The following is a 19,337-nucleotide window of genomic DNA, read 5'->3' on the forward strand; positions in this document are numbered from 1 at the left end:
GTCCGGCAGCGTGACCGGCCCGGTCTGAGCGGTCCAGCCGGGCGGGTCCGCTCCCGCCGGACGGTTCGGAGCGTGGAGTGAGAGTACGGGCCTGCCACGGGACTACCAGGTGAGGAGTGGGACTGCCTGAGGCTCCTGGCTCAGGCATGATGGGACGCGTGCCGCTCGGTCAGCGCCTCCAGCAGGAGCGCTTCGTCCACGGTGTCCTGCCCGGCGAGAATGGCGCGTTTGGCTGCAGATTCGGCGGCCTTGACCAGCTCGGCATGACTCAGCCCGGATGCACTTTCTGTCACAGCGTCCCACCGTAGTGTGCCGGTCTCCATTCCGGCCAGCCGTCTGCGCATAACGTGCACCGCTTGTTCCGGCGTGGGGGGACCGTAGGTGGCGATCATGTCGAAGCGGCGGAACAGCGCCCGATCCAAGAGCTGGTGATGATTGGTACCGGCCACGACCAGGCTTTCGGATGGGGCCTCGTCGAGGAACAGCAGGAATGAGTTCAAAATCCGGCGGGCCTCACCGACATCGTTGCCCGCAGTTCGCTCGGCCCCCAGGGCATCAAACTCATCGAACAGATACACGGCCCTCGTCTGGGCGACGGCGTCGAAGACCAGGCGCAGTTTCGTTGCCGTCTCACCCATGAACCGGCTGATCAGCCCGTCCAGGCGGATGGTGAACAACGGCAGCTTCAGCTCACCGGCCAGTGCCGCGGCGGTCATGCTCTTGCCGGTGCCCGGGGGGCCCGACAGCAGGATGCGATGAACAGGGGTGAAACCGAACCGCTCCAGCCGGGCACGCTGCCGCTGCTCGTGCAGCACCCGATCCAGGGATGCGCGCAGCTCGCTATCCAGCGTCATGTCATCCAGCCGCGCGTCCGGATACCCGGCTGTCAGCAGATTGGACAGCTCACCGCGCGGCTGGACCACGGGCGTCGCGCCCCGGCCAGCGCCCCCGCGGCTCTGGTTCTGACGCGCTGCCTCGACCAGCTCACGCAGCTCCACGGCGAACTTGCCCTGCCCCTGACGGGCGGACTTCGCCGCCACTTGCAGGGCCACGTTGTAGAAGCGATCGTCGTCGGCCTCGGCGTGGGCACTCACCAGAGCCTTCAGGTGCTCGGCGTTCGCTGTCATAGGCCTGTCACCCTTCCGCGGCTCGCTGTCGAAATGTCGCCCTACTGGGATTCCTACCCGGGATCCCGAGGGAACCCCGTCCGCATCGTACGGCCCGCCGCTCTGTGCCGCCGCCCGTACGCGAGCAGCCCGAGAGGTCGCGGCGCCTACGCGCACAGTGCCGGAAGGCTGCGATCTTGGTCGGATTGCAACGCTCGTGAGGGACCAGGCGGCTCATCGCGTGCGCTCTGGAACGCTGCGCCGACGGTGACGATCCGCGTGGTTGCGGTTGCAGGCCAGCCAGCTCTGCGGGGTAAACCCCACGGTGCGCAGGAAGGCTCGCCGCCGGGTGTCCTGTGACCACAGAACGCCGGTGTCACCACTTGCTAACGATCGGTAGCAGTCTGCTCGCTGCTGGCTACAGCACGCGCTACGCCGCGGCGATGGGCGACTGCTATCGGTGCGGTGACGGTGACAGAGGAATTGTCACCCGTGGTGATGTTGATGTTCTGTACGGCTTGTGCGACCTGGTCGGGTGTCGGGTCCTTCTGGCCGTGTGGCATAGCTGCCCGGAGCTCGCCGACCAGTTGGACGAGTCGGGTCCGCACCTGGTCCAGGATGCCTTCCAGGGCTGAGGGGTCCACCGTCCAGTACAGCCTGAGCACCTGCCGGTGGGAGTTCTGGCTCATGAGCACGGCGAGTTCGGCAGCCATGGGCGGGGCGATCCGCACGCTGTCGCCTGGTTGTCCGGCGATCAGCGACTCGATCTGGCCGATGCTCTTCCCGAACCGGATCCCGTCGCCCAGGCTGTCGCGGGCGAAGTCGGGGAGGTCGAAGGAGCTAACCGGTTGTTCCCGGAACTTGAATCTGGCGGTGAGACCGTCCATCACCAGAGGTGCCGGGATCCTCCGGTAGTCGGGGATCGGCACATCCGTGCCTTCGTAGCCCTGGAGCTCCCGCAGTGCCCAGGTCCTCAGCGGTTGGGAGTGGGCCTGGCCTCCCAAGGCGATGACCTGGCGCAAGATAGGGGCCAACCTGCGGTTCTCATCGAGGACATCGTCCTCCATCCGGTCGAGGCGGCCTCGGCGGAGTTTCACTTTGCCACGACCACCGTGGCAATCACGGCAGCGACGGCCGCGACTGCTGCGACAGCGCTCCAGATGACCGAGGTGCGGTGCCACCAGGGCTGCGGAGTCGGTGGCGTGGGTTCGTTGACGTTGGCGCTGGCGGTTGCTCCGCGGTCTGCCTTCGCGGTCGGGGCGACGATGTGGAACGTGGAGCCGTCGCCTCCGGTGATGTTGAGGGCCTGTTGTGCGGCTGACTCGATCTGGCTCGGATTGGGATTCTGCTGGCCGGCGGGCATGGACGTTCTCACTTCTGCAACGAACTGCGTCAGGTGGGTTCTGATGTGATCGAGGACGCCGGCGATGCTGGCTACGGAGACGTCCCAGTGCAGCGACGTGATGGTGGAGGCATCGTTTCCTAGCTGGTGCTGTTCCTGGGTCATCAACAGGGCGTACTCAGCCGAGCCGGGCGGGCTGAGGCGCAGCGTCCTGTTGCCGAGGGCCACCAGCGCTTCGAGTTCCTTTACCCCCTGCCGGATCGGTGCGCTCTCTCCGATTCCGCGGTCGCGGGCGGGGCGAGGGAGCTGTCCCGAGCTGATCCGTTGGGTGTTGCCCCGCACGATCTGACCCGGCAGGTAGAGGTCGGCCACGATTTCTAGCGCGGCCGGCACCCGGCGGTAGGGGGAAGCTCATCGGCTGACGGATATCCTTCCAGTTCCTTCAACGCCCAGCCTCGCAGCTGACGATGCTGCGCGTACCCTGCCAGCATCAAGCACTGCCGGAGGGCAGTAGCCAACGGGGTGTTGTCGTCCAGGACCGCGTGTTCGAGCCGTTCCAGCCCCCGGACGTCGGGTGTCGTCACGGATCCAGTCTGCCGTGCCCTACTGACAGTTCGGGCGCACCGCGTCACTGACTCTTGGCCACATACATGTCCCTGGGCGGCTGAGCACCTCTGCGCCTGCCACCCAGGTCACGTCTTCTCGGGAGCCCGTGTGCCGCAGGCGAGGGCCTGCGCCGATGGCGGAGATCAGTGCGAGGAGCGCGAAGCGCTGGGGGCAGCCGCCCAGGGGGCCTGCGAGGGCGGTTCCGGTGACGGGGGCGAGGGCGCCGGCGATGGTGACTGGAGCGGCGAGCAGGCCGGACAGGCCGCTGTAGTGGGCGGTGCCCCAGCGGTCGGTGACGGCGGTGTGCAGAGGGTGAGTTTGCCGCAGACCGTTCCGGCGAGCACGGCGAGGGCGATCAACAAGGGGATCGGGCCGGGGATGGTGGCGAGCAGAGCGGTGGTTGCTCCGCACGTGGGGATGAGGGCGGTGGTGTGCGGGACGGCGCCGGTCCGGCGGGCGAGGGCGGCGTAGAGGGTGCGGCCGAGGGTATGACCGAGGCCGCCGAGGCCGGGAGCCCGTGCGGCGTGGTGGTGCTCGCGCCGCGGAAGGTGAGGACGGGGGCGCAGCCGATGACGACGGCGTAGACGGCGAAGCCCGACAGGGTCAGTGCGGCGGCGAGCAGCAGGAACGGTCTGCTGCGGGCGACGGAGTCGCGGCCAGGTCGCGCTCCCGCCGGGACCGGGTGGCGCCGCCAGCCACCGGGCCCGCAGGCCGAGGGCGTGGGCGGGGATGGTGACGGCGGCCAGGATCGCGGCGTAGGTGCCCCGCCATCCCAGATGCCCGGCCAGCACGTCGGTCAGCGGTGCGAAGGCGGTGGCCAGGCCGCTGGCGAGGGTGAGAGGGTCAGGGCGCGGATGCGGGCGGCCCGTACCAGCGGGTGAGGGCGGCGAAGGCGGGTTGGTAGAACGCGGCGGCCATGGCCGTTCCGGGCGACGCTCCACGCGTGGTGAACAGGATCGGGTTGGGCGGGGCGGCGACTGCGGCCGTCCGCGTGGTGATGTCGACGGTAGGACCGGGCAGCGCTGCTGCCGCGGGTGGATCTGAGGCTGGTTCCCGGCCGCGCGATGCTGCCGAGGTGCTGCTGAACCTGGCCGGCCGGCAACTGCCAGCCTGTCTGGGCGGAGTCGGCGAACAGGACCTGGCCCGGGCGCTGGCCGCGTTCGCCGAGGAGCCGCAACCACCGGCGCCGGGCGCGCAGATCCGGCTGAGCAAACCAGGTGGCTCTGGCAGCACGGACAGCAGCATCAACGGCTCCTACACCGACTCGCACACTGCGGACAGTCGCTGGGCGCTCCTTGGCAGGCGATCAGGGTCACTGGTGGATGAGGACTACGGTGCGGCGGACTCCGGCATCCATCAGCGCCTGGGCGCGGTGCTGCCCGTTGATGTAGTGGCCTTCACCGCCGGGCTGGATCGCGTTGGCCAGGCTGAACAGGCTTCCCAGTGCCTGGCGCTGCCAGACGGTCGCGCCCTCCGCCCGGGCGTACTGGTCCGCGTAGCCAGCCATCGCCTCGGCAGGGACATCTTCGCGGCGGGCCAGATCCAGGACGGTGAGCGCGAGGGAGGTGATGGCGTGCCAGTCCCCGCCGTGGTACCAGCAGCAGGCCGTCCTGGCCGTGGGCAGAGCTGCGTGCAGCAGGCGCCTCCACCGCGGGGGGCCACCAGGCATGCACCGGGGTTCCCGGAACGGTTCGGGACGGGGCAGTCGACTCACCGGCCAGACCTCGAAGTACGGTTCGGGCTCCGGCTCGGCCGGCCGGGGCACGTATCCGGCGCCACGACCGGGGTCGACAGGAGAGCCGACCAGTTGGTCGAGTTGGTCGTCGGTCAGGGTGTGCCACCGCGGTATGTGGAGCTGGAAGGGCCCGACGTCGGCGAAGGTGACCAATTGCCATTGCTCCTCACCGTGGGCGCGCGGCGGGTCGGCCGACAGCTGCCGTTGTACCCACAGAGGGGGTTCGGGCTCGCGGGGGCAGTGCCGCTCCCAGACTGCCTCGGCGTAGCGCTCAGCGGCGTTTGTCAGGCTTGGGCTCTCGTCAACGGTCTGGGTGGCAACAGCGACCGGACGCAGCCCGGACGCGGTGAACAGCTGCAGCCGAAACGACGCCGTCGCCTTGAGCCCGAGGTCGTGACCGGGGTCGGGGTCGGGGCGGAACATGTGGTCGTCCACCACGAGTTCACGCGGCGCGGCCAGCTGCAATGCTGCCCTCACCTCAGCGGCGATCTCCTCGTCCATGCCGTGATCATGCCGCACCGCTAGCTCGTGCGTCACCGATCCGCGCAGACCAATGGGTTGACGTGGCTGGGCCCCGCATGGCTCTTCGCGGCTCTGCGATAGGCCCACTGGCAGGTTCGATTGGGAAGGAGGCACGGCATTGTCGAGATTGCGCTGACGGCATCCAGGGAGCGGCAGAAGCTGGGCCGCACAAGTTTCCGGCGGACTGCACCTCGCGCTCACAGAGGCGGCAGCTCGGCCGTACCGAGGCCGTGGCATTAGCCTCAATACCGGTAATTAGGTGCATTCTGGTCGTTGTTGGTGGTATGGCGAGAGCGGGTCAGCTGAAGTCATGTGGTGGGCGTCTGTCGGACCGGGTCGCGGTCGGGGCGCTGACGCAGGCGTTTCCTGCGGGGCTTGTGGAAGAGATGTTGGCGGGGACGGGCCGGGTGCAGCAGCGGAACCGGCTCTTGCTGGCCCGGCTGGTTGTCTACTTCGTGCTGGCGATGTGCCTGTTCTCGGAGCAGAGCTACGAGGAGGTCGCCCGGCTGCTGACCATGGGTTTGCAGGGTGAGCGGCGGTGGGGGGCATCGTGAGTGGTGCCGAGTTCGGCGGCGATCTGGAAGGCGAGGTCGAGGTTGGGGGTGGTGCCGCTGCGGGCGTTGTTCGCGCGGGTGTGCCGGCCGGTTGCGGCGCCTGGCACGCAGGGCGCGTTCTACCGCGGCTGGCGCCTGACCGCGGTCGACGGCACCACGTTCGACCTGCCCGACACGACAGGGAACGTTGAGGCGTTCGGCCGTCCGCCGCGCTCCGGGCGGGGCGAGCAGAACGTCGGCTACCCGCAGATCCGCATGGTCGACCTTGTGGAGTGCGGAACCCACGCCGTCTTCGACGCTGCGCTCGGCCCTCTGCGGACCGGAGAGCAGGCCCTGGCCCGGACCGTCCTGGGGTCGCTCGGGCCGGGGATGATGCTGCTGGCCGACCGCGGCTTCTACGGCGTGGACTTGTGGTGCAAGGCCGCGGCGACCGGGGCCGACCTGCTCTGGCGAGTCCGCAAAGATCTCGTACTACCCGTCGTTGAAGAGTTGCCGGACGGCTCCTGCCTCACGGAGATCTTCGACCGCAGCGACATCCACCACACCCGTCGCGGGGTCCCCGCACGCGCGGTGGAATACGCCATCGCCGGCCACGAGGGCGTCTACCGACTGCTCACCACGATCCTGGACCCCGGCAGGGCCCCTGCCGCAGAACTGGCCGAACTCTACGCACAGCGATGGGAATTCGAATCCACCCTCGACGAGATCAAGGCGCACCTCGGCGGTTCCCGCCTGGTGCTGCGTTCCCAGCACCCCGACTGAGCCGAGCAGGAACTCTACGGCTTCCTCCTCGTCCACCACGCCATCCGGCAGCTCATGCACCAGGCCGCGCAGCAAGCCGATCACGATCCCGACCGGATCTCCTTTGCCCGCTCGCTGCGTGTCGTGCGCCGCCAGGTCACCGACCAGGCGGCGTTTCCCCCCGGCAGACTCGCCCGCGCGGTCAAAGCCACCCACGCTGAACTCCTCGAACGCCTCCTGCCACCACGACGCCGCAGGGCCAACTCCCCGTCATCAAACGTAAAGTCGCCAACTGGCCCCTCAAACGCGCAGCCCACCAGGCTGCAGACCGCCCACGCGCCCCGGCCATCACCATTGTCAGCGCCACCAAACCCAAACGGTTCAAACGGGTCACAGTGCCCTAAGTTACCGGTATTGAGGTTAGGGGACGCGTCGCTTGCGGACGGGCAGGATGCTCAACGCCATGAGCGTGCCATCCGGACGCACCGAGAGGGGGCCGTTCCAGCCGGCCGACTCGGCAGCATGCCACGATGCGCGGAGCCGGAAGGCTTCTTCCCGATATTCTTCGACGCTGCCCTTCTTGATCAGCTCATACAGGCTGTCGGCCATTCCGGAGAAGGCTTCGACACGCACGGAGTCAATGCGGAAGACATGATCGGTGCCGACGAATCGCACACCGCCGACATGGAAATCGGCGTCGTCGGTACTTGATGTGGCGGCGGCGCTGGGAGTGTCGTAGTGCTCGCGTCCCTGGCGTGCTGTGAGGTACTGAGCGGTGTTCCGGCCCCCGCCCGAGAACGCGGACAAGCCGGCCGCGCCGGTGCGGGCGACGAGCTGGCCGAACCACGCGACGTCGCCTGTGTCGATCTGGAAGCCGTCGACGTTCCGGGCCCGCCTGCCCGCACGAGCCGGTATGCGGATGGCATTGGGGTACGGGACGCCCGCTTTGTCGGGGATTTCCTCGTCGGCGTTTCCGGGGGTGTTCGGCACGCGCAGGGGGAGAACGGCTTCTCCCGGTGACTGGAGGACATTGACGACGATCCCGCCCTGGCCGAGGATTTCGGTGGACAGCACCAGGCAGGGAACGCTGTTCCAGGGACCGATCTGCATGCCCTCGGTGAGCTCGGATCCCTTGACCAGTTGTTGGATGGTGGTGCTTCGGGTCCGGCCGGCGCGCTTGCCGGCCTTTTGGTGGTTACCCCGGCAGGCCACGAAGGTGACTTTGGACGGCTCGCCGGGCTTCCACGCCTCGATGAGGTAGTCGGGCCGGGGTCGACCCGTCTTGTTGCGTTGCGAGACGGCCAGAGGCCACCCGGCCCGCAGAACGGTGCTGGTCTCCACGACCGAGACGATGTGGTCCGGATACCGCTCCTGGACGAGGTGCTCCGCTGTCGCGAGCCCGAAGCCGACGGCCAACTCCCGTGCCTGCATGGACTTGTACCAGCGCTCCGGAGTACGGCCCTTGTCGGTAAGGTCCATCGCGCCAGCCCGGTTGCCATCCAGCGCCTCGCAGAACTTCAGGCTCAGCCAGTGCTCGGCGAGCCCACGGGCCATGCCCTGGCCGGCCAAGGCGTATCCGCGGGACAGTGCGTGCAGAACTTGCCATGGCGTCAGCTCGATTCCAGACTCCGCACGGGTGTCGATCGGGACGAGCATCGGCTTCCTGCGCAGAGGTTCTTGGCCCTTCTCCCGGCGCTTCTTGTCGCGTGCCGCCCCGGCGGACTCGACGCGCCCGGCGAGTTCGGCGGTGGAGTGGATATGCAAGGTCGTCGAGCGGCGCAGCGCGTTCATGGTCTGTCGTGCTGTCCTCGCCATGTTTCCCCCACGGTGATCGTGTGACCTGGCTGCCGCGGAACGTAGCCGGAGGCGTCGGGGCGCACACAAGTGCGCACACGGCGCACGGAACCGGTAGCACGAGACGGGGAGGGCAGCGGCGCTGAAGGCACCCGATGGGCACTGGCTCACTCGTAGTCGAAGTCGAAGGCCACGGGTCATCGAACACGAAGAGCGACGGAAGCCGTCCCCGTCAGGCGATGTGGCATCCCGGCTCACGTCTTCTCGCCGACGCTGCGAGCCCTTCGCGCCGGTCTCGGAAGTCCCCCCGCAGGGGCGTGTGCGACGCAGCGGATGCCTGTCGAAACTCTACAAAGTCAACTCGCCTATGGACGCTGTCGGTAAGGAGCAACGACCCTCGGGACCTCTTGCGTTTGTGGCATCCGTCGCAGGTCGTGGGGCTGCTTGTGCGGAACGCGGCCGGCGGGTGAGTCGGAACCGCAGGGTGCCCTCGGCGAAGGGGGAGGCGGTCGTCGCTCGATGACTGGCCGCTTGACCTGCGGCGCTGGCCGTACGGAGTGCGCTCAGTGCTGGTTTGTAGGGTTTTCCCGCCGAAAGAGCAACGGTCAGAAGACCGTGTGTGTTTTGGCAGGTACAAGAAAGGCTCTGACCGGCATTTCTGCTGGTCAGAGCCTCAATCCGGAAGTGCCCCCGGCAGGATTCGAACCTGCGCACACGGCTCCGGAGGACTGTTCGAATTGAAAAGTTTCCGCAGGTCAGCGCTTTACCTGACAGGGCATCGGCTCCGCCGTCCCGCGCATGTCCCGCACGGAAGATTCGTCCATGGATGTCCAGATTTCAGCCCTGCCTTCTCGGCTTTGCATCCCGCGAGGTCCACGAGGTGTTCGAGCGGACGCGACGAAGCACTGCAGCGGCACTGGTGCGGCACCGCTGCGCCAGCCGGTGTGCCGGCGGCGTGGCGAGGCCCCTACTGCGCTGGCGGCGCTGGTTAGGGACGTTCGGCGGCGTGCTGGCCGTGGACGGTCCGAGACCCATGCCTGCACTCAGACAGTGGTGGGTATCAACGGCGAACTACCTCCAGATGCTGGGCTGGGCGACGCCCGGCGACGGTTGCAACAGGCGAGTCGGCTGACAGTCCGACCGCTCGCCTGCAAGAGGGCGTGCGCCTTACATCCGGGCAGGCTCGCGCGCCTGCGGCGCGGGTCCGCCCGGATCGGTGTCGTGGGCGCCGGTGTCGGTTGTGGTTCGTATGCTGCGACCATGCCAGACGCCTGAGATCACAAGGACCTTCTTGACCTGCACGGCAAGGCGGCCGTGCTGGAAGCGCAACGCGCTGCGGATGCTGCGTGGGCGGCTGTGGAGGACTACCGCAAGCGGGTGGACGCGGAGCGGAGGGCCGGTGCGGAGCCGCCGCAGCGCGGGGAGCGCCAGGTGCTGCGTCCCTGGACCGATGAGGAGGACAAGGCGTTCGGCGAACTGCACGCTGCCGCGGCCGCTGCGGGTGTCGAGCGGGTACGGGTTCTGGAAGAGGCCGGCCTCGCCTCGCCCTACGAAGTAGAGGTCGAGGTGCGCAAGCACTCCCGGAAGGCCCGCGCAGCCGACGGGTGAGACCGAATCGCCGCGCTGGCTGGCACGCTGACGCTTGAAGTGACTTAGCCGGGACGGGGGCGTCAGGCGGTGAGGTCCTTGCAAACGCAGCGACAGGTAGCCAGTGGCGATAGTTGCGGAAGCGAGAAACGGCTGGATTCCGGCTTGGTCTCAGTTTGTTTCTGATCATCCGATCATCCTCTCGTTGAGCTAAGGTGTGGATTTTGCGCGTAAGGGATGCTTGCTCGGCCGGTCTGCCAGGATGTTCTTCGGCGTGAGAGGTATAGGTATGGCCTGGTAGTCGGCGCTGATCTTTCTCCGAGGGGGCAAGTGTGGGTAAGAAAGTTCCTCCCGAGGTGCGTGAGAGGGCCAGGGAGCGGTCGTGTCCGGACTGCCATGTCTTGCCGGGGGAGAAGTGTGCACCGGATAGGGGTGGGCGCTCTCAGTTGCACAGCGGGCGGATCTGGTCGGCAAGGAGGAGTATGGCGCCGATGCCGGCGCGCCAGATTCTTCCCCTCGACGGGGAGCGCCACTATATGCCGCTGGTGCCCGACGACTCAGAGTCGCTTATCTTGTCGATCCACCAAAATGTTGTGCACGCGTTGGTGCTTGATCATGACGAGTTCGGCCTGCTCGTGGAGATCGCCATGCGGCAGGAGTCGCGGCTGCGAGGACACCCTCTGCCTCTGGCCAACCCCATTGTCGGCTTCTTCCTTGCTTCGCTGCGAAGCCTCACGCTGCAGGAGACTTGGGAGACTGCTGACCGACTGGTCGCTCGCGGTTTTGCCGTCATGCCCGAGGAGCACGGATACGCGGTGGACGAGACTGCGATCAGGATCGTCGAGAGGTCGGCGCTGTCTGCTTCCTTTCTGATGAGTTGGAATGCGGCCAAGGTGGGATGGGACCGTGCGACGACCTCCTGAAGACGGCGCGTTCGATGATGAACCCGGGCACAGAAGCCGCCTTGTGAGCAGAGGGCCGGGGGCGTTGGGGCGGGGAACGGGCCTTTCTCTCGATGGGCATAAAGAGGTGGGCAGAGTCCTGTCGGATATGCACGAGAGGCTTGTGGGAGTGGTTGTCGACCTGGGGGCTGCTTATCCTGTGCGTTCGCCGGGCGGTCGTGCCGTCAGGCGCATGGAGAATATCCTGTGCCTGCTGGCCTGTGTGCGATCGGAACTGGAAGAAACGATGTTCCGTGAGCACCGGGGGCGGGGGGATGGGTCCGTTTATTTTCCCAGGGCGTCTGCTGGTCCTGGTGGCCCGGTGGGGAATGCTCGGCCGGGCGGGACGGCGGTGCCGCACGGTGCGCGGTCGCAGGAGCGTGTGGGTGTCGTGGCGCTGCCTGAGTCCTTCTAGGGCGGAGTTGGTTCGTGATCGTCGGATTTTTTGTGTGAGGAATGTGCAGTGGCGGGCCGTGCGGTGATGGCCGGGGTCGGTATCGGCGAGGGCCTCGCAGCGGGGTCGGAGCGTTTCGCGCGGGCCGACCCGGAGGTCTTTTATCGGGTGCTGAAGGGGAATGCTCGCCGGGAATTGCCTGCGCCCGGGCTGGAGGAGGAGATTCTCCGGCGCTGCGCGGGCGGGGAACTGGGTGTGCGCGAACTGGAGGTGCTGCTGCTGCGGACGGCCGGATCCGGGTGGCGGCGTGTGCGGGAAGCGGCCATGGACGCGGTGGCCTCGTATCCGGCCTGGGCGGTGAGCGTGCTTGCCGCTCACGCCCAGACCGGTGGCTGCTCGGTGCCGGAGTATCGCGACGAGAGCGAGGGCCGGCCGCCGGACCAGAGTTTCCGCGCCGTCGCGGTGATCAGTGCGCCGGCGGAGCTGGTCGGGCACGGTGGCCCCAGCCGTGTCCTGAAGCAGGCCCGGCAGGCAGCCGCTGTGCAGGTGCTCGCTCAGTTGGCGGGAGTGCTTGCGCCGCGTGTCGCCTTTCCCGAGTCCAGCCCGCAGCCGGTGCGTCTGCGGGTCGGCGGCCACCCGGTGGCCGCGCTCAACGAGTTCGCGCAGAGCAGCGGCATCAGCATGCCGGTCTACGGCGGGCTGACGCGTACCGGGCCGGCGCACCGGCCGCGGTTCACGATCGAGGTTTCCTGCCGGTTCCCGCCGGACGGTCCGATGGTCCACGCCTCGGGCAGCGGGCGCTCGAAGGGGGACGCGCGCACGGCAGCGGCGGCGTCCCTGGTGGCCCAGTTGCAGCAGTTGATGCTGCCGGGCCAGGCCCGTGGCGAGAACGTGGTCCCCCAGGTGCCTGCTGCGGTCGAGAGGGCGGGCACGGGTGCGCTCCCGCGGCCCGCGTCGTCGCAACCGCAGACGCGGCGCTCCTCCGCCGAGCAGACGTCGGAGGCTTCACACCCGGCGTCCTGGGAGTCGGTTCTGGCCGACCCGCGTGCTCGGCTGGAGTTCCGGCCCGGCAGGGCGCCGGGCGACGGAACGTTCCGGGTCTTGGGCGCGGGCGTGGCGCGCAGCGCGCCGTTTGGGGAGCTTCTGCCCCTGCTGCTGGCGTGCTCCCGGGATGCGCCGGCCGGAGGGGAGGTGCAGGCGGGCGGCTGTCGTCCGCCGTGGGGTGGAGTACGTGCGGGACGGGCGCGTGTATGCCGGTGTCAGCGACAGCGGATTCGCCGCATGGCGTGTGGGCCGCCCGGACCGGGTTCTGCAGGCTCAGGCCGAGGCTCTGGCCGGTGCGGAAGCCGGGCCGGCGCAGGCCGCCACGGTCTGGCTGGTGTGGCACGAGATCGCCGACCTCCTGGTCCGCGGGCCAGGGGCCCGGCTGACCGTGGGGGAGGGCCCGTTCACCGGGCGGCCGGTCCTGCTCGATGCACGGCAGGCGGCGGCTGCGGACGCCGCGTCATCCGCCAAGGTGATCGTGCCGTCGATGATCTTGCGTATCTCAGCCCCGGCCGGGCCGTCCCGCGGTGTCCCGGCCAAACTGATCGGCTGGCTCATGACGACCGGACCCGACGGCGTGGCCGCTTCCCCAGTGGTCTGGTCGGCGCTGGGGGAGGCCGAACGCGAGGGGTGCCGCCGCCGGCTTCGCCGCGCTGCAGTGACCTGCCCGCAGCTCGAACCGCTGGCCCGGCAACCCGACCCCGCCACGGCGTTGCTGGAGCCCAGGACCGTGCTGGCCGTGCACGAGTGCGCCGCGGCTCTGACGGCGGCAGGGCTCCCGGTGAGGTTCGACGCGCAGGTGGGCAACGCGATCGCCGTGCACGCGAGCGTCGGCTCGCCGACCTCAGCAGGACCCGGGGCGCTGTCCTTGGACCGCCTGGTGGATTTCCGGTGGCGCTTCACCATGGCCGGGCAGCCGTTGACCCCGGCCGAACTTGACGCTCTGGCCCATGCCGTCGAGCCGCTGATCCGATTGCGCGACCAGTGGGTGCTCGTCGACCCGGAGACGCAGGCCCGTGCCCGCCGCCCGCGCTTGGACCCGCTCCCGGCCGGCCAAGCGCTCCTTGCCGCGCTGACCGGAACGGTCAGCATCGACGGCGCGGCCGTCGACTGCGTCGCCGAAGGAGAGCTGCAAGCCGTCGTCGGCCGGCTCCACCAACCGGAGACGGCGCCCGCGCGTGTTCCCGCAGCGGTTGCCACCACGCTCCGGGACTACCAGCACCGCGGCTTCCAGTGGCTGGCGGCGCGAACGGACCTCGGGCTGGGCTGCATCCTCGGCGACGACATGGGGCTGGGCAAGACGCTGTCCGCGCTGGTGCTCCACGCCCACCGCCAAGCCCGCGCCGAGCGTCCCAGCCTGGTGGTGTGCCCGACCACGCTGTTGGCCGGCTGGGTCCGCGAAGCCGCCCAGCACACCCCGGCCACCCACGTCGTCCGCTACCACGGCCCGCAACGCACGCTCGCCGACGTACGGCCCGGCACCCTCGTCGTCACCTCCTACGGAACCCTGCGTGCAGACCTGGAGAAGCTGGCGGCACTGCGCTGGGACATGCTCACTGCCGACGAGGCCCAGTTCGCCAAAAATCCCGCCAGCGCCACCGCCCGCGCCCTGCGGCGACTCGATGCCCGCGTCACTCTCGCACTGACCGGGACACCGCTGGAGAACAACACCACGGACCTGTGGGCGCTGCTCGACCTGACCAACCGCGGTCTGTTCGACACCATCCGCGGCTTCCGCGCCGCCTACGGCAAACCCGCCGAGGACGATCCGCGCGGCCCCGCCGCCCAGCGGCTGCGCAACCTCGTCCAGCCTTTCATGCTGCGCCGCACGAAGGACGATCCGGCGATCCTGCCCGAACTGCCGTCCGCGGTCATCAAGACCCAGCCGGTGCCGCTGAGCCCGCAGCAGACCGGGCTGTACGACACCGTCGTGCGCCGGCACCTCGACCAGATCGAAACCGCCGACGGCATCCAGCGCCGCGGCAAGGTCCTGGCCCTGATCTCCGCGCTGCGGCACATCTGCAACCACCCCGACCAGTACCTGCACCGCGAGCCCGCCGCCATCGCCACCGAACCCGACTGCGCCGCCCGCTCCGGCAAACTCCAGGCCTTGGACGAACTGGTCGCCGCCATCGCCGAACGCGACGAGCACGCACTGGTGTTCACCGTCTCCGCCCGCACCGCCCGCCTGCTGCACCACCACTTCGAGCGCCGCGGCCACGCCTGCGCACTGATCACCGGCGACGTTCCTGCCGCCGCCCGCGAGCAGACCGTCGACACCTTCCAGACCGGCCGACACCGCCTGCTGATCGCAACGACCCAGTCCGCCGGCTACGGTCTGACCCTCACCCGGGCCCAGCACGTCGTGATGTACGACCTGCCCTGGAACCCGGCGAAAGAAAAACAGGCCATCGACCGCGCCCACCGCATCGGCCAGAACCGCACCCTGCACGTCCACCGGCTGCTCGCCGAAGGCACCGTCGAAGACCACATCGACACCCTGCTCGCCGGCAGACGAGAACTCGCGGGCGCTCTGGTCACCCAAGGCGAAGCAGCCCTGAGCGAACTGAGCACGCACGACCTGACCGCTCTCGTCACCCTGAAAGCCCCCACCCCGTGAAACCACCCACCCCCACCCTCACCGACCCCTGGGCCCGCGCGTGGGCAGCCGAGACCACCCGCCTCATGCCCGCTCCGCTCACCGCCCGCGCCGCCCAACTCCGCCACGACGGCGCCATCAGCCAGGTCACCACCACCTACGGAACCATCCGCGCCGAAGTCAGCAGCGGCAGAAACAACCCCGCCCACACCGCCGAACTCCACCTGCCCGCCTACAGCGCCGTGCAGTGGGAGAAGATCACCACCGCCCTCGCCGGCAGACCCGGCCTGCTGACCGCACTGCGCGCCGGAACCCTGCCTGCCGGACTCGTCGATCCCGCCCACACCGCAGGGCTGCCGCTCGCCCCCGCCCCCGGGGAGATCACCACAGGCTGCACCTGCCGAACACCAGGAACAGCCTGCCTCCACGCGGCGGCCCTCGCCCACGAAGTCACCGGCCAGCTCCAGCAGCGAAGCGGACTGCTCCTGCTCACCCTCCGCGGCCTGACCCCGGCCAGCCTCATCGACCGCCTCACCCCGCCGGCATCACCCACCCCCCACAATCCCAGCGGAGCGACTCGCGCGAAAACCTCCACCCCAGGTCCCAGGAATTCCCCCGACGCCTTCGCCCAGCGGCCCGACCCCTTTCTACCGAGCAAGCCCGACCAGGAATTCCTCCTCATCGACGCGGCCTTGCGCGCACGACAACTTCTGGACGGCCAACCCCTGATCACCGACCCCTTTATCGACGCCGTCCGCGCCCTCGCCGCCCCGCACGGACAAGCCCGGCTCACCGCCGTCGCCTCCCGCGCCGACCGCACCCCGGCGGAAACCAAGCACATCCTTCTCGCCTACCGACACAACGGACCCGGCGGCGCCCACACCGCCGCGCACCCCGACAACAGCGACATCGACGCCGGCCTCGCACGCGAGTGCCTGCACACCGTCGCGACCCGTCGCACAACCGGCGGAGAACTACGCCTGGACAACGGCCACATCACCGACCTCGGCGCCGGCATCCAACTCCGCTTCGGACCTGACAACCGCTGGCACCCCTACACCACCAGCCCGACCGGGCACTTCATCCCGGCACCGGGCGCCGACACCAGCGCCACCACCGCATACGAGGCAGCCCGCAGGGCGCGCCGCCAACGCGGCAGATAACCAGCTTCCGTCGAGACAGCACGCCAGTGCCAGTCCCGGCGGGAGAGCAGAAGGTCCGTCGGGCGATCATCCATGCCTGTGCGCTCCAGGTGCACGTCCGAACGTGCGAATCCTGGAAATAAAACGCGCGGTCGCGGCGCTGGTGATGATTCCGGATTGGTCAGTTGGGGGGTGGGGTCGCTGAGGTTGTTTCGCACCGTAGGCGGGGTGCACGAGGTGATGTTGCGGTCCGCCGGAGCTGAGGTCGAGGTGCAGCGTCTGGTCGAGGCGCACATGGACACGATGCTCGGCGTGCGGTTCCTGGCGAGCGAGTACGGCACCGGTCCTGTGCACGGGGGCCGGATCGACTCGCTGGGGATCGACGAGAACGGCTCGCCGGTCGTGGTCGAGTACAAGCGCGGGCGCGACGCCGGCGTGATCATGCAGGGCTTGTTCTACCTGGCCTGGCTGACCGACCACCGCTCGGAATTCCAAGCCCTCGTCCGCGACCGGTTCGGACCGGCGGCTGCGTCCGGGGTGCGGTGGCACGCGCCCCGGCTGATCTGCGTCGCGGAAGACTTCACCCGCTATGACCGGCACGCGGTCCGTGAGGTCCGGCGCAGCATCGACCTGGTGCGCTACCGGCTCTTCGGCAGCGAACTGATCGGCCTGGAGACGGTCGTGGCCGCCGGAGCGGCGAGCCACAGGCGGCAGACAAGCGCCCGCTCCCTCCGGCCTGCGAGGCAGGGACCGGCCGGGGCGAGCGCGGCCGGGGAACTGCGGGCGGCGCTGGACGAGACGCTGGTGGCGCTCGGAGGGGACGTGCGGCGGATCGAGCGCAAGCAGTACCGGGCCTACCGGCGGCTTCGCAACTTCGCCTGCGTCGGCCGCAGCCAGCGCCGCGAAGTCCTGGTCTACCTGCGAGCCGACCCCGAACACGTCGACCTCATCCCGGGCTTCACTCGCGACGTGACCGGCGTGGGCCACCACGGGACCGGCGACCTGGAATTGCGGCTGCGCTCGGAGAAGGATCTGGAACGCGCCTGCGGGCTGCTTCGGCTCAGCTACGCCGCCGCATAAGACTTCGTTTCTTATGGCGCGATCGTTCGTTGTTCCGTGCATGACGGATCTGGTTGAGCGGTTGGTGCCGGACGAGTTGTGGGTGTTGTTCCGGCGGGTGGTGCCACCGACTGAGGTGATACGTCCGCAGGGCGGCGGCCGACGCCGGGCTGGTGACCGCGAGGCTCTGGCTGCGATCATCTTCGTGGCGACGTCGGGCTGCACGTGGCGGCAGTTGCCGCCGGTGTTCGGGCCGGCCTGGCAGACGGTCTACCGGCGGTTCGCCCAGTGGAGCCGGGAGCGGGTCTGGGCGCGGTTGTATCGCGTGATCCTCGACGAGCTCGGGGCGCGGGGCGAGTTGGACTGGTCGCGGTGCGCTATCGACTCGGTCAGTCTGCGGGCGACAAAAGGGGGCCTTTGACGGGACCGAATCCGACCGACCGCGGCAAACTCGGATCGAAGATCCACCTGATCACCGACCGGAACGGGCTGCCCCTGTCCCTGGGGATTTCCGGCGCGAACATGCACGACAGCCAGGGCCTGGAGCCGCTCGTGCGAGGCATCACGCCCATCCGCTCCCGCTGCGGGCCCCGGCGACGGAAGCCGGCGAAACTGCACGCCGGCAAGGGCTACGACTACGACCACCTGCGCCGATGGCTCCGCGAGCGCGGCATCCGCCCCCGCATCGCCCGCAAAGGCATCGAGTCCTCACAACGGCTGGGCCGACACCGCTGGGTCGTGGAGAGAACCGTCTCCTGGCTGGCCGGCTGCCGACGGCTCCACCGCCGCTACGAACGCAAGGCCGAGCACTTCCTCGCCTTCGTCGGCATAGCCGCAATCCTCATCGGCCACCGCCGACTCGCCCGCCTAGATGCGCAAGGGCATTCAGTGTGAGGTTCCAACGCTGCTGGTGCAGACACGCAAGGGCGCGATCTCAGGCTCCGTCATGACCTGCTCCAAGTGGCCGTCCGCCTCGTCCAGCTCCGGCCAGGCGACGACCCCTGGCATGTTGTCGGCCAGGAAACCCTCCACGATCGGACCAAGTTGGTCGGCAACCCTGTAGGTGCCGTCGAACGGCAACTCCTCCGGAGGAACGGAGCCGGTCGAGCACCGGAGCTGCCCGGCCTGCCCGTCGTGCCACACATAGAACGTCGCCACTCCGGAGAAGCCCAGCTCGCGGATGCGTTCCCGGATGCCGGCAGCAGTCTGTTCGAAGGCAGCGACCACCTCGGCAGCGGACAACGGCCGCCCGTCCTCGTCACCTGCACCCAGCGACCAGGTGTTCGTCTCCCACTCCACCCGCCGGTTACCCGGCTCCAATGCAAGCGGCTCTTCGGCCACCTCAGCGATCCATGTCAACAGCACTGAAAGCAGTATCCCCGCCTGGAAGGGGGTGGGGCCGACCATAAGAAACGATGTCTAAGTCTCCGCCGCACGGCCAATGATCGATTTTCATCCTGAATTCGCAGGTCGGGCCGCTGGTGTGGGTGGCGATTGACGCGCTCGCGCTGCTCTCGGCCGTGATCGTTAGCAGGTGATCATCTGCCACGGGCCGGTTCGCGGATTCTGGGGTGGCGCATCCGGGCGTCTCGTAGGTTCCGCAGCGGGAGGGAGGCGCATGGTGGACGTGCTGACGTGGACGATCGAGCGGCGGATGCGGCTGACGGAGCGGGCGGAGCTGCTGCGCAAGGAACTGGCGGAGATCGACGTCGAGCTGGGCCGGCTGGAGGCGGCCGAGGTGGTGTTCGGGCAGTGGGCCGAGGCGACGGACGGAGGAAGGCGGCCGTCGGGCATCGTGGAGCCGGAGCCGGAGCCGGAGCCGGAGCCGGAGCCGGAGCCGGAGCCGGAGCGGGTGGTGGTGGTGACGCCGGGGGCGGCCGGGATGCGGCTGGTTCCCGACCGTGAGGAGGGCATGGGGGTGGAGGTGCTGACGCCGGAGTACCGGCGGATCATGGAGATCGTGACGGCTGCGGCGGGGCCGGTGATGGCCAAGGACGTCGCGCTCGCGCTGGGCCGGGAGAACACCCCGGGGAAGGTCGAGCCGGTCCGAGGGCAGTTGCGCAAGCTGTCCGGCCGGGGCTGGCTGGCCCGGAACGGCTCCGGGCGCTATCTGCCGTGCTGACCACGCTGACGCCGGGCGGATCGGCCGGTTTCGGCCGTAACGTGAGGAC

14 protein-coding genes and 3 pseudogenes are annotated in these 19,337 nt (G+C 69.0%); 10 read left to right on the top strand and 7 right to left on the bottom strand.

The window, feature by feature from the left end; genetic code table 11:
• Nucleotides 1–140: 140 nt before the first annotated feature.
• From VSR01_RS27520 to VSR01_RS27535, 5 genes are all read right to left on the bottom strand, one after another.
• Nucleotides 141–1,127: an AAA family ATPase gene (locus VSR01_RS27520; protein ID WP_326451779.1), complete on the bottom strand. Its 987-nt coding sequence runs from the start codon at nt 1,125–1,127 to the stop codon at nt 141–143.
• Between the two features lie 365 nt (nt 1,128–1,492).
• A complete protein-coding gene (locus VSR01_RS27525; RefSeq protein WP_326451780.1) occupies nt 1,493–2,173 on the bottom strand; it encodes an AbiTii domain-containing protein in 681 nt (226 codons plus the stop codon).
• Nucleotides 2,174–2,199: 26 nt separating this feature from the next.
• On the bottom strand, nt 2,200–2,820 hold the full coding sequence (locus tag VSR01_RS27530; protein WP_326451781.1) for an AbiTii domain-containing protein: 621 nt from the start codon (nt 2,818–2,820) through the stop codon (nt 2,200–2,202).
• Nucleotides 2,821–2,825: 5 nt separating this feature from the next.
• A complete protein-coding gene (locus VSR01_RS37980) occupies nt 2,826–3,080 on the bottom strand; it encodes an AbiTii domain-containing protein (RefSeq protein WP_442785558.1) in 255 nt (84 codons plus the stop codon).
• A gap of 1,286 nt (nt 3,081–4,366) precedes the next feature.
• Nucleotides 4,367–5,290 carry a hypothetical protein gene (locus tag VSR01_RS27535; RefSeq protein ID WP_326451782.1) on the bottom strand — a complete coding sequence of 308 codons (924 nt, stop codon included), beginning with the start codon at nt 5,288–5,290 and terminating at the stop codon, nt 4,367–4,369.
• A 305-nt stretch (nt 5,291–5,595) separates the two neighbouring features.
• Between VSR01_RS27535 and VSR01_RS27540 the strand changes: the two are divergent.
• A pseudogene (locus VSR01_RS27540) lies at nt 5,596–6,789 on the top strand (IS4 family transposase); the annotation flags it as partial.
• Between the two features lie 237 nt (nt 6,790–7,026).
• Here VSR01_RS27540 and VSR01_RS27545 read toward each other — a convergent pair.
• Nucleotides 7,027–8,397, bottom strand: a complete 1,371-nt coding sequence (locus VSR01_RS27545; RefSeq protein ID WP_326451783.1) for a hypothetical protein — start codon at nt 8,395–8,397, stop codon at nt 7,027–7,029.
• A gap of 1,317 nt (nt 8,398–9,714) precedes the next feature.
• Here VSR01_RS27545 and VSR01_RS27550 point away from each other — a divergent pair.
• The 8 genes and pseudogenes from VSR01_RS27550 (at nt 9,715) to VSR01_RS27580 (ending at nt 18,060) form a co-directional block, all read left to right on the top strand.
• Complete coding sequence (locus VSR01_RS27550; RefSeq protein WP_326451784.1) at nt 9,715–10,008, top strand: hypothetical protein; 294 nt, start codon at nt 9,715–9,717, stop codon at nt 10,006–10,008.
• Nucleotides 10,009–10,343: 335 nt separating this feature from the next.
• Nucleotides 10,344–10,454 (top strand): annotated as a pseudogene (locus VSR01_RS37985) (zinc finger domain-containing protein); the annotation flags it as partial.
• A 15-nt stretch (nt 10,455–10,469) separates the two neighbouring features.
• Nucleotides 10,470–10,910 carry a hypothetical protein gene (locus VSR01_RS27555; protein WP_326451785.1) on the top strand — a complete coding sequence of 147 codons (441 nt, stop codon included), beginning with the start codon at nt 10,470–10,472 and terminating at the stop codon, nt 10,908–10,910.
• Between the two features lie 1,093 nt (nt 10,911–12,003).
• Nucleotides 12,004–12,114 (top strand): annotated as a pseudogene (locus VSR01_RS37990) (hypothetical protein); the annotation flags it as partial.
• Between the two features lie 586 nt (nt 12,115–12,700).
• Complete coding sequence (locus VSR01_RS27565; protein WP_326451787.1) at nt 12,701–14,986, top strand: DEAD/DEAH box helicase; 2,286 nt, start codon at nt 12,701–12,703, stop codon at nt 14,984–14,986.
• Nucleotides 14,983–16,128, top strand: a complete 1,146-nt coding sequence (locus VSR01_RS27570; RefSeq protein ID WP_326451788.1) for a hypothetical protein — start codon at nt 14,983–14,985, stop codon at nt 16,126–16,128. The genes VSR01_RS27565 and VSR01_RS27570 overlap by 4 nt, the downstream gene beginning before the upstream one ends.
• A 171-nt stretch (nt 16,129–16,299) precedes the next feature.
• Nucleotides 16,300–17,187: a DUF5655 domain-containing protein gene (locus VSR01_RS27575; RefSeq protein ID WP_326451789.1), complete on the top strand. Its 888-nt coding sequence runs from the start codon at nt 16,300–16,302 to the stop codon at nt 17,185–17,187.
• 40 nt (nt 17,188–17,227) lie between these two features.
• Nucleotides 17,228–18,060, top strand: a protein-coding gene (locus tag VSR01_RS27580; protein WP_442785559.1) for an IS5 family transposase whose coding sequence is annotated in 2 segments (ribosomal slippage) — nt 17,228–17,582 and nt 17,582–18,060 — 834 coding nt in all. Because the reading frame shifts where the segments join, the coding sequence is not laid out codon by codon here.
• On the opposite strand, the gene VSR01_RS27585 is transcribed toward VSR01_RS27580, so the two are convergent.
• Nucleotides 18,052–18,573 carry a hypothetical protein gene (locus VSR01_RS27585; protein WP_326449134.1) on the bottom strand — a complete coding sequence of 174 codons (522 nt, stop codon included), beginning with the start codon at nt 18,571–18,573 and terminating at the stop codon, nt 18,052–18,054. The two genes, VSR01_RS27580 and VSR01_RS27585, sit on opposite strands and share 9 nt — an antisense overlap.
• 211 nt (nt 18,574–18,784) lie before the next feature.
• Here VSR01_RS27585 and VSR01_RS27590 point away from each other — a divergent pair, with 211 nt between their 5' ends.
• Nucleotides 18,785–19,288, top strand: coding sequence for a hypothetical protein (locus VSR01_RS27590; protein ID WP_326451791.1), 504 nt, complete (start codon nt 18,785–18,787; stop codon nt 19,286–19,288).
• Nucleotides 19,289–19,337: the final 49 nt, after the last annotated feature.

Source organism: Actinacidiphila sp. DG2A-62 (assembly GCF_035825295.1).
In the GTDB taxonomy this organism is placed as follows: Bacteria; Actinomycetota; Actinomycetes; order Streptomycetales; family Streptomycetaceae; genus Actinacidiphila.